Origin of the sequence: Agrobacterium sp. CMT1 (genome assembly GCF_037203725.1) — a bacterium.
Classification (GTDB): domain Bacteria; phylum Pseudomonadota; class Alphaproteobacteria; order Rhizobiales; family Rhizobiaceae; genus Agrobacterium; species Agrobacterium pusense.
In genome coordinates, this window is sequence record NZ_JBBCAR010000003.1 from 147079 (window position 1) to 158735 (window position 11657).

General features: G+C 60.9%; 16 protein-coding genes. 15 read left to right on the forward strand and 1 reads right to left on the reverse strand.

Annotated features, from left to right (window positions below; all coding sequences use genetic code 11):
• Nucleotides 1–141: 141 nt before the first annotated feature.
• From WA845_RS05720 to aidB, 15 genes are all read left to right on the forward strand, one after another.
• On the forward strand, nucleotides 142–1395 hold the full coding sequence (locus tag WA845_RS05720; protein ID WP_112557335.1) for a polyhydroxybutyrate depolymerase: 1254 nt from the start codon (nucleotides 142–144) through the stop codon (nucleotides 1393–1395).
• Nucleotides 1302–2153: an urease accessory protein UreD gene (locus WA845_RS05725; RefSeq protein WP_162719334.1), complete on the forward strand. Its 852-nt coding sequence runs from the start codon at nucleotides 1302–1304 to the stop codon at nucleotides 2151–2153. Before WA845_RS05720 ends, WA845_RS05725 begins: the two co-directional genes overlap by 94 nt.
• A gap of 106 nt (nucleotides 2154–2259) precedes the next feature.
• A complete protein-coding gene (locus tag WA845_RS05730; protein ID WP_004443305.1) occupies nucleotides 2260–2562 on the forward strand; it encodes an urease subunit gamma in 303 nt (100 codons plus the stop codon).
• Between the two features lie 8 nt (nucleotides 2563–2570).
• Nucleotides 2571–2828 carry a DUF1272 domain-containing protein gene (locus WA845_RS05735; RefSeq protein WP_112557334.1) on the forward strand — a complete coding sequence of 86 codons (258 nt, stop codon included), beginning with the start codon at nucleotides 2571–2573 and terminating at the stop codon, nucleotides 2826–2828.
• 20 nt (nucleotides 2829–2848) lie between these two features.
• Nucleotides 2849–3154: an urease subunit beta gene (locus WA845_RS05740; protein ID WP_006699550.1), complete on the forward strand. Its 306-nt coding sequence runs from the start codon at nucleotides 2849–2851 to the stop codon at nucleotides 3152–3154.
• Nucleotide 3155: 1 nt separating this feature from the next.
• A complete protein-coding gene (locus tag WA845_RS05745; RefSeq protein ID WP_045532183.1) occupies nucleotides 3156–3512 on the forward strand; it encodes a GFA family protein in 357 nt (118 codons plus the stop codon).
• A 3-nt stretch (nucleotides 3513–3515) separates the two neighbouring features.
• Nucleotides 3516–3932: a lysozyme inhibitor LprI family protein gene (locus tag WA845_RS05750; RefSeq protein WP_082074323.1), complete on the forward strand. Its 417-nt coding sequence runs from the start codon at nucleotides 3516–3518 to the stop codon at nucleotides 3930–3932.
• Between the two features lie 4 nt (nucleotides 3933–3936).
• Nucleotides 3937–4581, forward strand: coding sequence for a hypothetical protein (locus WA845_RS05755; protein WP_045532181.1), 645 nt, complete (start codon nucleotides 3937–3939; stop codon nucleotides 4579–4581).
• 4 nt (nucleotides 4582–4585) lie between these two features.
• Complete coding sequence (ureC, locus tag WA845_RS05760; protein WP_112557332.1) at nucleotides 4586–6295, forward strand: urease subunit alpha; 1710 nt, start codon at nucleotides 4586–4588, stop codon at nucleotides 6293–6295.
• A gap of 12 nt (nucleotides 6296–6307) precedes the next feature.
• The gene (locus WA845_RS05765) at nucleotides 6308–6976 is read left to right on the forward strand and encodes a TIGR02117 family protein (protein WP_112557330.1); all 669 of its coding nucleotides are present in this window, start codon (nucleotides 6308–6310) and stop codon (nucleotides 6974–6976) included.
• 155 nt (nucleotides 6977–7131) lie between these two features.
• Complete coding sequence (locus tag WA845_RS05770) at nucleotides 7132–7668, forward strand: peroxiredoxin (protein ID WP_006699556.1); 537 nt, start codon at nucleotides 7132–7134, stop codon at nucleotides 7666–7668.
• A gap of 149 nt (nucleotides 7669–7817) precedes the next feature.
• Nucleotides 7818–8315, forward strand: a complete 498-nt coding sequence (gene ureE, locus WA845_RS05775; RefSeq protein ID WP_022556801.1) for an urease accessory protein UreE — start codon at nucleotides 7818–7820, stop codon at nucleotides 8313–8315.
• A gap of 3 nt (nucleotides 8316–8318) precedes the next feature.
• Complete coding sequence (locus WA845_RS05780; protein ID WP_162719333.1) at nucleotides 8319–8990, forward strand: urease accessory UreF family protein; 672 nt, start codon at nucleotides 8319–8321, stop codon at nucleotides 8988–8990.
• Nucleotides 8991–9240: 250 nt separating this feature from the next.
• Nucleotides 9241–9852 (forward strand): urease accessory protein UreG, encoded by a 612-nt coding sequence (ureG, locus tag WA845_RS05785; RefSeq protein WP_004443279.1) that lies wholly within the window; start codon nucleotides 9241–9243, stop codon nucleotides 9850–9852.
• 3 nt (nucleotides 9853–9855) lie between these two features.
• The gene (aidB, locus tag WA845_RS05790; protein WP_112557328.1) at nucleotides 9856–10680 is read left to right on the forward strand and encodes an AidB family quorum-quenching N-acyl homoserine lactonase; all 825 of its coding nucleotides are present in this window, start codon (nucleotides 9856–9858) and stop codon (nucleotides 10678–10680) included.
• A gap of 68 nt (nucleotides 10681–10748) precedes the next feature.
• Here aidB and WA845_RS05795 read toward each other — a convergent pair whose 3' ends face one another.
• Nucleotides 10749–11438, reverse strand: coding sequence for a cyclic nucleotide-binding domain-containing protein (locus tag WA845_RS05795; protein ID WP_112557326.1), 690 nt, complete (start codon nucleotides 11436–11438; stop codon nucleotides 10749–10751).
• Nucleotides 11439–11657: the final 219 nt, after the last annotated feature.

An 11657-nucleotide genomic window follows, 5' to 3' on the forward strand; every position in this document is an offset into this window, starting at 1 on the left:
TAAAAGCCTATGGTATTGGGCGGATGAAATGCTGCATGCGAGACACAGGAAAAGTCTATTCGCACGCCGCGACAGTTGATCCCTTACATTCCACGCACGTCCGACGTATCGTCGGGAAACTGTGCCAATAAAGGCGTGTCAATGATTCAAGACTTTGCAGTGGGCCGGGCCTCCCGGTTGGTTCGTTCCGCACGCAGCCTGCTTCTTGGGCTGGCGATCAGCGCAGGCGCAGGGGCCGCAGCGTCGGCATCGACCTGCGGTCAGGGTATTGGCCCCGGCATGGAACCGGGTCGGCATGATTTTTCCATTCTCTCTAACGGGCAGAAACGCGACGGCGTCTATTTTGTTCCATCCGCCTATGATGGAAATAAGCCCCTGCCTGTCGTATTCGATTTCCACGGCTCCAACAGCAACCCGCACGGCCAGCTGAACCGCAGCGGCTGGGACAAGCTTGCCGAGCGTGATGGTCTTGTGGTCGTCGCGCTGGCGGGCAGTTTAAACGGCGAATTGCCGGGCACCCATGCCTGGAATGTTCCCGGTGTTACAACACGCCCCGGCGGGCTGGATGAGGTGAGCTTCATTCATGAAGCGATTGCCATGGTGAAGGGCAAGTTCTGCGTCGATGACGAACGTTTTTACGGTTCCGGCTATTCTGGCGGCGGGCGCATGCTGTCGCAATTCATCTGCACCGGAGCCAAGGATTTTAATGCCGCCGGTTTTGTCGCCTCGCTGCGCGCGGGTTATCCGCTGGAGACCGAAGGCAAATGGGCACCGGATGCGGCAAGCTGCACACCGGCGCGGCCGATGTCGATCATCGCCTTTGCCGGGCTGAAGGATCCAGCCAACCCCTATCAGGGCGGCGGCAAATCCTACTGGCAATATAGCGGCGAGACGGCGCTGAAGCGCTGGGCCGAAATGGATGGTTGCAAGGGCGCCGCCAAAAGCAAGGTGGGCGAGAGCTTCACGGTCAATTCTTACGATGTCTGCAAGGCAGGCGCTCGTATCCAGTCCTATGTCATCAACGACTGGGACCACGCCTGGCCGCGCGCCACCATGAAGGCCGAGGTTCTGGCCGCAAACGCCGTTGTTACCCGCAAGCCGGGCGGCGAGCAGACGCCGAAAGCGGAGCCCGCCGTGGAGCGCAAGATGCCGACAGGCGAAGTGACGCGGACGGTTGATGCAGCCGAGAGAATGTGGGATTTCTTCCGTAACACGGAAGGGCAGATGGTGGTGGACGCCGTCGTCAAGAAGGATTGCGTCGCCAAGGCCAATCCCGCTTCCGCAACCGCTTCGGAGACCGCGTGCAGCAGCAACAGCAAGCCATCAGCCCTTCCGGTTGCGAAGACGCTCAACCTGTCCGGCAACAGCGCGCCCGTGGCAGAGGACGCATTGTAACCAAGGCAGTTGAAGGGCGCAGCCGGCTGGAGGAACTGTTTCAGGAGGGTTGCGCCAAGATCCGTCTGCCGGAAACCTACTCGAACGAAGCAGAAGCCATTCTCATCAATTCCTCCGGCGGTTTGACCGGCGGAGACGAACTTGAATGGCAGGCAGTCGCCGGCGCCGGTACCTCGCTTGTGGTCACCACGCAGGCCTGTGAGAAGGTCTACAAGGCGTCGTCCGGCACCGCCACCGTGACCGCGCGTGTTTCCGCCGGGCCGGGTGCGAAGCTGCACTGGCTGCCGCAGGAAACGATCCTCTTCGACCGGGCGTCGCTGACGCGAAGGCTGGAAGCCGATCTTGACCAGTCCTCAGAATTCATCGCAGTCGAAGCCGTGCTGCTTGGCCGCCAGGCCATGGGCGAGGCGATGACGCACGGGCTTTTCCGCGACCGCTGGCGCATTCGCCACGGCGGCAAGCTGGTGCATGCCGAAGAACTTCTGCTTGCGGGCGAGGTGGCGGCGCTGACCGCGAAACCTGCGGTTCTGGCCGGGCAGGTTGCCTTTGCCACGCTGCTTTACATCGGGCCTCTGGCCGAGGCGCTTCTGCCTAAAATCCGGGCGATTGCCGGGGAAAGCGGCGGTGCCAGCGAGTGGCAGGGCAAGCTCGTCGTGCGCGTGTCCGCCGCTGATGGTTTCTCCTTGAGAAAATTGCTTTTTCCGATCATTTCGCTCTTGCGAAACGGCGCGCCAGTGCCGAAAGTCTGGAATCTGTAAACCCCTCGGATCGTCTCGTGACAGGCGTTCTCGGGGTCTGTCAAATGTCGGATCTGGTCTCCAGCAAACCTCGTTTGTGGAGCAGATGCCAAGCCGTGGGACGACGATGAACCTTAGCCCAAGAGAAAAAGACAAGCTGCTGATTTCCATGGCCGCCATGGTGGCGCGCCGCCGGCTGGAGCGCGGCGTCAAGCTGAACTATCCGGAAGCGATTGCGCTGATTACCGATTTCGTGGTGGAGGGCGCACGCGATGGCCGCGCCGTGGCCGACCTGATGGAGGCGGGCGCGCATGTGATTTCCCGTGATCAGGTGATGGACGGCATTGCCGAGATGATCCACGATGTGCAGGTGGAAGCGACCTTCCCTGACGGCACCAAGCTGGTGACCGTTCACGAACCGATCCGGTGAGGTGACGTATGGCGCTGGAACTTCGGCCCAATTGCGAATGCTGTGACCGTGATCTAGCGCCCGACAGCGAGGACGCGATGATCTGCTCGTTCGAATGCACTTTCTGCGCCGATTGCGTGACCGGCGTGCTCAAGGGCGCGTGCCCGAATTGCGGTGGCGAACTGGTGCGAAGGCCCGTCCGCCCGGCGGGAAAGCTCATCAATAACCCGGCATCGACAAAACGGGTGCTGAAGGCGGAAGGCTGCGCGGCAGCCACGGCCGCATAAGAACGATAAGGGGAACACCGATGAAACCAGGCGAAATCATTGCCGCCGAAGGCACCATCGAACTCAATGCCGGCCAGCCGACCGTGACGATCGAAGTGGCCAATTCGGGCGACCGGCCGGTGCAGGTGGGCAGCCACTACCATTTCTTCGAGACCAATGCGGGTCTCATTTTCGATCGCGAAAAGGCGCGCGGCATGCGTCTCGATATTCCGGCCGGCACGGCGGTGCGTTTCGAGCCTGGCCAGAAGCGGGAAGTGACGCTGGTGCCGCTTTCCGGCAAGCGGGAGGTTTATGGTTTCCGTCAACAGGTCATGGGGAGGTTATGAAATGGCGACGGCGCATTATCATGGAAGCTGCCAGTGCGGCAGCGTCAGCTTCGAGGTCGATGCCGATCTCGATCACACTGTTGTCTGCAATTGTTCGCGGTGCAAACGTCTGGGCTCCACGCTCGCCTTCGCGCCGCGTGACAAGTTCACGTTGCTTTCCGGCGAGGGCACGCTGAGTGAATATCTCTTCAACAAACACAGGATCCATCATTTTTTCTGCTCCACCTGCGGCATTGAAAGCTTTGCCTATGCCGATGGGCCTGACGGTACGCCGATGGTGGCGGTCAATGCCAATTGTCTCGATGGCGTCGATCCGCGGGCGCTGAAGCCGCAGGCTTATGACGGCGCGGCGGCCTGAGCGATGGCGATCAGCAAGAACAACCTCGTCATGACCGCTCTCATCTGCGTAACCGCCGGTATTTCCATGCCGGTTGCCGCGCAGGAGCCGAACTGCAAGGAACCGCAGACGCAGGCGGACATGACGATTTGCGCCGGCAAGGATTACGAAAAGGCCGACAAAGAGCTCAATGTCGCTTATCAGAAGCTGCGCAAGCTGCTCATCGAACGTGACAAGGCGGCGGATGCGGATGGAAAGGGTGCAACCGACGCGCTGGTGACAGCTCAGCGCGCATGGGTGGCGTTCCGTGACGCCAATTGCGCACTTGCCGGTTTTCAGGCGCGTGGCGGCTCAATGGAGCCGATGCTGATCTCTTCCTGCCTGGCCGAGACGAGCGGCAAGCGGGCGGAAGAACTGCGCCAACTCTCGGAAGGTTTCTGAACCCATGGGGCGGCGGATCACGATTGTCGGAAACGGGGAGCTGCCGCCAGGCGCGGCCCTGCTTATCGACCGGTCGGATATCGTCGTCCGTTTTAATGATTGCCGGTCTCTTGGGCTGGGCGGTACGCGCACCGATGTGGTGGCCGTGTGTAATACCGGGCGGCCGGGCCGTGAGATGACCGAGGGAAGCGAATGGCGCGAGAGCCATGGTGTGCGCCAAGCCGCCGCCATCTGGTCGGTGCGCGATCCTGCGAAATTTGCCGAAATGGAACCCGGCATCCGCGCAGCCTGGCCGGAACTCACTGATTTCTGCGCCGATTATACCGGCGAATTCGCGGCCATCGCACGAGCTGGCGGCAAGAGCCATGTCGTTATTTCTCGCGGTGTGCATGAGAGGCTCGATACGGCGCTCGAAGCCTATAAGCCCGCACCATACGTCTGCCCCAGCACCGGCCTCGTTGCCATTGCCCATGTTCTTGAAAATGTCAGCGGCGATGATGACGAGGTGACGATTGCCGGTTTCAGCCACCAGGGCTGGAGCGGCCATCCCTTTACCGCCGAACAACAGCTGGTCGATGCCCTTGCGGGAACGGGCCGGCTGACACGATTTTCTCCCATACCGATTTTCTCCGCGTCCGAAGGAGCCTGAACCCATGCCATACAAGATTTCCCGCGCCGCCTATGCCGGCATGTTCGGCCCGACCGTTGGCGACAAGGTGCGTCTTGCTGATACCGAACTCTTCATCGAGATCGAGAAGGACCACACGACCTATGGCGAGGAAGTGAAATTCGGCGGTGGCAAGGTCATTCGCGACGGCATGGGCCAGAGCCAGGCGACGCGGGCAGAGGGCGCTGTCGATACCGTCATCACCAATGCCGTCATCGTTGACCATAGCGGCATCTACAAGGCAGATGTGGGCCTGAAGAACGGCCGCATTCACGCCATCGGCAAGGCCGGCAATCCCGATACGCAGCCCGGCGTGACGATCATCGTCGGTCCCTCGACGGAAGCAATTGCCGGCGAAGGCAAGATTCTGACCGCCGGCGGCATGGATGCGCATATCCATTACATCTGCCCGCAGCAGATCGAAGAAGCGCTGATGAGTGGTGTGACCTGCATGCTTGGCGGCGGCTCCGGCCCGGCGCACGGCACGCTTGCCACCACCTGCACCGGCGCATGGCATATCGAGCGGATGATCGAAAGCTTCGATGCTTTCCCGATGAACCTCGCGCTTGCGGGCAAGGGCAATGCCTCTCTGCCGGGTCCGCTGGAAGAAATGATCCTCGCCGGTGCCTCCTCGTTGAAGCTGCATGAGGACTGGGGCACGACGCCCGCCGCCATCGACAATTGCCTGACGGTGGCCGACGAATATGACGTGCAGGTGATGATACACACCGACACTCTGAACGAGAGCGGTTTCGTGGAAGACACGGTCGCGGCTATCAGGGGCCGCACCATCCACGCTTTCCACACCGAAGGGGCGGGCGGTGGCCACGCGCCTGACATCATCAAGGTCTGCGGCAATCCCAACGTCATTCCGTCCTCGACCAACCCGACGCGGCCTTACACCGTCAATACGCTGGCGGAACATCTCGACATGCTGATGGTGTGCCACCACTTGTCGCCGTCCATCCCCGAAGATATCGCCTTTGCCGAAAGCCGCATCCGCAAGGAAACCATTGCGGCGGAGGATATTCTCCACGATATCGGCGCGTTTTCGATCATTTCCTCCGATAGTCAGGCCATGGGCCGTGTCGGCGAGGTGGCGATCCGCACCTGGCAGACCGCTGACAAGATGAAGCGCCAGCGTGGCCGCCTGAAGGAAGAGACCGGCGAAAACGACAATTTCCGTGTTCGTCGTTACATCGCCAAATATACCATCAACCCGGCCATCGCCCAGGGTGTCAGCCACGAGATCGGCTCCATCGAAGTCGGCAAGCGTGCCGATCTGGTTCTTTGGAACCCGGCGTTTTTCGGCGTGAAGCCGGAAATGGTGCTGCTGGGCGGCTCGATCGCTGCCGCGCCAATGGGCGATCCGAATGCCTCCATCCCCACGCCGCAGCCGATGCATTACCGGCCGATGTTCGCCGCCTATGGCAAGCTGCGCACCAATTCCTCGGTGACCTTTGTCTCGCAGGCGTCGCTGGATGCCGGCCTTGCCCAGCGTCTCGGTGTCGCGAAGAAGCTGCTGCCGGTGAAAAATGTGCGCGGCGGCATTTCCAAGGCCTCGATGATCCACAATTCGCTGACGCCGCATATCGAGGTTGACCCCGAGACCTATGAAGTACGTGCGGATGGCGAGCTTCTGACCTGTGAACCGGCGACCGTGCTGCCGATGGCGCAGCGTTATTTCCTGTTCTGACGGCAGGCGCTCTTGAGACGCCTCACACGATGGATCGGCGGCGGCCTGCTGCTGCTCCTCCTGCTTCTTGTGCTGGGCACGGTTGCGCCGCGCCCGTTTTTTGCCGAGCAGGTGGGTGAAGGCGAAAAGAGCAGGGAAATCCTGCTCTTATCCAACCCGATCCACACCGATATCGCCCTGCCGGTTGATGACGATCTGCGGCGGGTCTTTGCCGAGTTGCAGGAGGGTGGGATTGCGGTCAATCATCCAGCTGCGGCCTATCTGGTGTTCGGCTGGGGCGGCCGCTCGTTTTACATTCAGACGCCCACCTGGGCCGATTTGAAACCGATGCCGGTTCTGCGCTCTTTCACGCTGGACAGCTCCGTCATGCATGTGGATGTGACAGGTGATTTTCCCGCTGATCTCGCCGGAGTGAAACGGCTTCGAATTTCCGAAGTGGGTTATCAGCGTCTCGTCGCGGGCATCCGGGCGAGTTTTGCCGGAAACGATGACGGTGTTAGTCCGGTACCCGGCGCTGGCTACGGCCTGACGGACGCTTTTTTCGAGGCGAATGGCCAGTTCAATGCGTTCGCCGGCTGTAACACGTGGTCAGCCGCGATGTTGCGGGAAGCGGGCGTTCAAACCGGTTGGTGGACGCCCTTGCCGCCGCTGTTGCGCTGGTCGATAAACCTGCACAATTGATCCCCAATTCCGTGCGGCATTTCGCGCATTTGGTGGCTGGAATCCCATTTTTATGCTGCACCGCAGCGCGTCTTGCGCTATGGAAACGGCAAAAGAATTCCGCGCGGATCGATCCCAAGCGATGCCTCGCAAAACGCCAGAACAGGAGACAAGACATGCTCGGCAAAAAAGTGCCCGCCGTAACCTTCCGCACGCGCGTTCGCGATGAGGCCGTTGGCGGCCCGAACCCCTTCCGTTGGCAGGACATGACCTCCGACGATTATTTCAAGGGCAAGAAGGTCGTCCTCTTTTCGCTGCCCGGCGCTTTCACGCCGACATGCTCGACCTACCAGCTTCCTGATTTCGAAAAACTCGCACCCGAGTTCCGTGCGCTCGGCGTTGATGAAATCTATTGCCTGTCGGTCAATGATGCTTTCGTCATGAACGCTTGGGCCAAGGGTCAGAACCTCGAAAACGTCAAGGTCATCCCTGACGGTTCGGGCGAGTTCACCCGCAAGATGGGCATGCTGGTCGCCAAGGACAATCTCGGCTTCGGCATGCGGTCCTGGCGTTACGCCGCCGTCATCAACGATGGCGTCGTCGAGCAGTGGTTCGAGGAAGAAGGCTATTCGGACAATTGCGATAGCGACCCCTACGGCGTTTCCTCGCCGCAGAACATTCTGGAAAACCTGAAAAGCCGCGCTGCGGCCTGATTTTGGTTTTGTTGTTTGAGAAAGGCCCGGCAGCGATGCCGGGCTTTTTGTTTTCCGAGGCATTGCCGCCCTGAAAACACACCTTGAAATCCCCCCGCCTATCCGTCAAAAATCAGACCCCCAAGACTGTTTCTGAAACGGATCATCCCATGCTGCGCGTCACCTCCTATCACCCGGCCGGAACCCCTGCCGACGAGCCCTCCGGCTATGTCACGCTGGCGCATGACCAGCGGCATCTGCGCCGCAAGCTTCTGCATCTGCAGAATGACGAGATGGTGATGCTGGACCTGAAGGAAGCCGTGCTGTTTGCCCATGGCGACCTTTTGATGGTCGAAAACGGCGATCTGATCGAGGTTCGTGCGGCGGATGAAAAGCTGTTCGAAATCAAGGCGAAGGACCGCCTTCACCTGATCGAGCTCGCCTGGCATCTGGGCAACCGGCATCTTTCGGCGCAGATCGAGGAGGAGCGTATTCTCATCCTGCGTGACCATGTCATTCGCGCCATGCTGGAAGGTCTGGGCGCCACAGTGCGCGAGGTGGAAGAGCCGTTTCAGCCGGCGCGCGGCGCTTATCACGCCCATGGCGGCCACTCGCATGGCCATGATCACGGGCACGGGCATGGCCACCACCATCATGATCACGGCTGAGGCGTGAGCGGGGAACGCGGCGTCGCCGCGCTGCTGCGCCTGATGGCCTGGATGTCGCCGGCGTTTCCTGTCGGCGGCTTTTCCTATTCGGGCGGGCTGGAAAAGACGGTGGAGGACGGGCGTGTGCGTAATGCCGCCGAGTTGAGCGGCTGGGTGGAAACGCTGCTGCGCCACGGCAGCCTGTGGAACGATGCGGTGTTTCTCGCGCATGCCTGGCGATGCTCGCAGGATGCCGTAGCGCTCAGCGAAACCGCTGATCTTGGCCGCGCGCTCGCCGGTTCGGCGGAGCGTTATCGGGAGACCGTGCTTCTGGGAGACGCCTTCGTTTCCGCCGCCAGCGCATGGCCGCATGCGGTTCTGGAGCTGTTGCCGAAAGAGGCTCCCTATCCCGTCGCCATAGGCGCTGTGGCCGCGGGCCACGGCGTGCCGCTGCGCGAGACGCTTGCCGCCTTTCTGCATGCAGGTGTTTCACAGATCGTTTCTGCCGCTATCCGTCTCGGCGTCGCGGGCCAGAAAGATGGCGTTGCCATTCTCGCCGCAAGCGAGGCTGGGATTGCCGAGGTGGCGGCACGGGCCGTCCAGTCCACGCTTGATGACCTCGGCAGCGCCACGATCATCGCCGATACGGCGGCAATGCGTCATGAAACTCAGGGGACACGGCTTTTCCGGTCGTGAAAGCGACTGCAATCGATGGGGCGAGCGCGTGCCACTTGTTTCTTCTCCCCACCGCGGAGAAGGTCGCGGCAGCGGGATGAGGGGGCAAGGGTAGAGATATCCGGAGAGCTAGCCCCCTCATCCAACCCTTCGGGCCACCTTCTCCCCGGCGGGGAGAAGAAACAAGTGGCACGATCCTTGCGTATATTTGAGCTGTAATTTGAGTGGTTGTCGTAAGATTGGACCACAGCATAGTGAAGGGAACAGAGTGATGAAATCGGGTAATGGTCCGCTGCGCGTTGGGATTGGCGGGCCGGTGGGTTCCGGCAAGACGGCGCTGACGGAAAAGCTCTGCAAGGCGATGAGCGCCGATTATTCGGTCGCCGTCGTCACCAATGATATCTATACCAAGGAAGATGCCGAGGCACTGGTGCGCATGCAGGCGCTGCCTTCCGAAAGGATCGTCGGGGTGGAGACGGGCGGTTGCCCGCATACGGCCATTCGCGAAGATGCCACGATCAATCTGCAGGCGATTGCCGGGCTCAACCAGCGTTTTCCCGATCTCGACGTGGTCTTCATCGAATCCGGTGGTGATAACCTCGCGGCGACCTTTTCGCCTGATCTTGCCGATATCACCATCTATGTGATTTCCGTCTGCCAGGGCGAGGAAATTCCGCGCAAGGGCGGGCCAGGCATCACCCGTTCGGACCTGCTCGTCATCAACAAGAAGGACCTTGCGCCTTATGTTGGCGCGGATCTGACTGTCATGGACAGCGATGCGACCCGCATGCGCAACGCCATGCCCTTTGTTTTTACCGACATGAAACGGGGCGATGGCGTGGACCGCATCGTCGGTTTCCTGAAAGAGCAGGGCGGTCTCTGAATAATGACGATGCCCCGCCGTTTCGGCGCTTACGAAGTTTCCCGTTTTGTCGACGGTGTCTACAAGGCACCGGTCAGCCATCTCATTCACCGCCAGGGTGCCGAAGCGCTGGCTGCGGCCCTTGCCGGCCATCACGGCGAAACAGTGGATATGGACGTCAACTGCTTCACGCTTTCGGGACCTGAGGGCATCTGGCTGATCGATGCCGGCTGCGGCACGGCCTGGGGCGAGGCCTATGGCCATGCCCGCGCGGAGATGATTACCGCCGGTATTCAGCCTGATGATGTCAGCCGTGTCATCCTCACCCATATTCACGGTGATCACGCGCTGGGCCTCATCGATGGCGACCGGCCTTATTTTCCCAAGGCGGAGATATGGGTGCCGGAGGCCGATCTTGCCTTTTTCACCAATGCAGAGGCGCGAAAGACATTGCCGCCCGCCCGGCAGGGCGGTTTCGATCTGGCTGCCCGCCTGATCGATATTTGCGGCGCGATGTTGCGGCCGATCTCGGTGGGGACGGTTGCCGAGGACATAGAGGCAATCGCGGTGCCCGGTCATACGCCCGGACAGATGGCTTATCTCATAGGAAGAGACGATAAGCGGTTGATGTTATGGGGCGATGTGCTGCATGTCGGGGACATGCAGGCGGCCGATCCCGGAATTGCTTTTGTCTATGATATCGATTCCGAACTCGCCCACGCGACGCGTCTCGAAGCGTTGTCGGCGGCGGCTGACCATGGTTGGCTGGTGTCCGGCGGCCATCTCGGCGGCTTTTTTACGGTCGAGCGGCGGGGCGACAGTTTCGGTTTTATACCGCAGCCTGGATGACTTCCGTGCAATACACCGAAGGGCGGAATGCCTGATGGCCTCCCGCCCTTCGTCCTCTCCCCGTATTTTCAGATCTGTTTCAGCGCCGCCACGTCATTGACCTGGACGATGCGACCGCGCACCGTGACGCCCGACTTTTTCAGGGTGGAGAAGGCGCGGGAGAGGGCCTCCGGCGCGAGGCCGAGCTTGCCGGCGAGCAGGCTTTTCTGGAATGGCAGCCGCAGCGAAAAGGATGTCGCGTCGCGCGGGCCCTGATTGATGAGGTAATGGGCGACACGTTGCGGCGCCGTCTGCAGCCGGTCGTTGGCGATGCAATCCATCGTGGCCAGCAGGCTGTTGGACAGGCAGCGCATGACGGCCTTGGCGATGGCCGGCTCCTGATCGATCAGGCTGCGCAGCCTGGTGAGTTCGAAACGCGCCACGGTGCAGCTTTCCGCCGCCTGCGCGCTGTAACGATAGGTGTCGCTACCGAAGATCAGGCATTCATTGAAGGTATCGCCGGGGCCGCTGACGCGCACGTCCGCCTCGCGGCCGTGCCTGTCCAGCCGGTAGAGCCTGACATAACCCGACAGCACGCAATAGAAATGCTGGGCCAGTTCGCCTTCCTTAAAAAGCACATGGCGGGCATTCACATTGGTGATGGTCGCCGCCTCCATCAGCTTCAGCGCCACCGCGTCATCCGCGATCCCGATCAAGGGCGCACGCAGCAGAATGTTCCTGTCCCTGTTGCTCAGCTTCACGGTCTTGTTCACGTCCATTCGGCTCCCGCTCAAACCTTTTGCCGGGCTGTCCGAAGCGATACGAAACCGGGGATGTTCCTTGCCCCTCACGCCCATCTGCACTGAACTCATCGCATTTTCCTCGACCGGCAATTCCCGATGCGAGGGAGACTAGCAGTTCAGGTGGAAAGCGAATTGATTTCGATCAAACGGGGGTGCGGCCGTTGTGAGGAAGGAAATGATGGGGCTGCTCATGCT

What these genes read in the sequence shown, in the direction of transcription:
- ureC (WP_112557332.1), top strand. Translation starts at nt 4,586, where the DNA reads ATGCCATACAAGATTTCCCGCGCCGCCTATGCCGGCATGTTCGGCCCG.
- ureG (WP_004443279.1), top strand. Translation starts at nt 9,241, where the DNA reads ATGAAATCGGGTAATGGTCCGCTGCGCGTTGGGATTGGCGGGCCGGTG.
- WA845_RS05750 (WP_082074323.1), top strand. Translation starts at nt 3,516, where the DNA reads ATGGCGATCAGCAAGAACAACCTCGTCATGACCGCTCTCATCTGCGTA.
- WA845_RS05795 (WP_112557326.1), bottom strand. Translation starts at nt 11,438, where the DNA reads ATGGACGTGAACAAGACCGTGAAGCTGAGCAACAGGGACAGGAACATT.
- WA845_RS05730 (WP_004443305.1), top strand. Translation starts at nt 2,260, where the DNA reads ATGAACCTTAGCCCAAGAGAAAAAGACAAGCTGCTGATTTCCATGGCC.
- WA845_RS05720 (WP_112557335.1), top strand. Translation starts at nt 142, where the DNA reads ATGATTCAAGACTTTGCAGTGGGCCGGGCCTCCCGGTTGGTTCGTTCC.
- WA845_RS05740 (WP_006699550.1), top strand. Translation starts at nt 2,849, where the DNA reads ATGAAACCAGGCGAAATCATTGCCGCCGAAGGCACCATCGAACTCAAT.
- aidB (WP_112557328.1), top strand. Translation starts at nt 9,856, where the DNA reads ATGACGATGCCCCGCCGTTTCGGCGCTTACGAAGTTTCCCGTTTTGTC.
- ureE (WP_022556801.1), top strand. Translation starts at nt 7,818, where the DNA reads ATGCTGCGCGTCACCTCCTATCACCCGGCCGGAACCCCTGCCGACGAG.
- WA845_RS05755 (WP_045532181.1), top strand. Translation starts at nt 3,937, where the DNA reads ATGGGGCGGCGGATCACGATTGTCGGAAACGGGGAGCTGCCGCCAGGC.
- WA845_RS05770 (WP_006699556.1), top strand. Translation starts at nt 7,132, where the DNA reads ATGCTCGGCAAAAAAGTGCCCGCCGTAACCTTCCGCACGCGCGTTCGC.
- WA845_RS05735 (WP_112557334.1), top strand. Translation starts at nt 2,571, where the DNA reads ATGGCGCTGGAACTTCGGCCCAATTGCGAATGCTGTGACCGTGATCTA.
- WA845_RS05745 (WP_045532183.1), top strand. Translation starts at nt 3,156, where the DNA reads ATGGCGACGGCGCATTATCATGGAAGCTGCCAGTGCGGCAGCGTCAGC.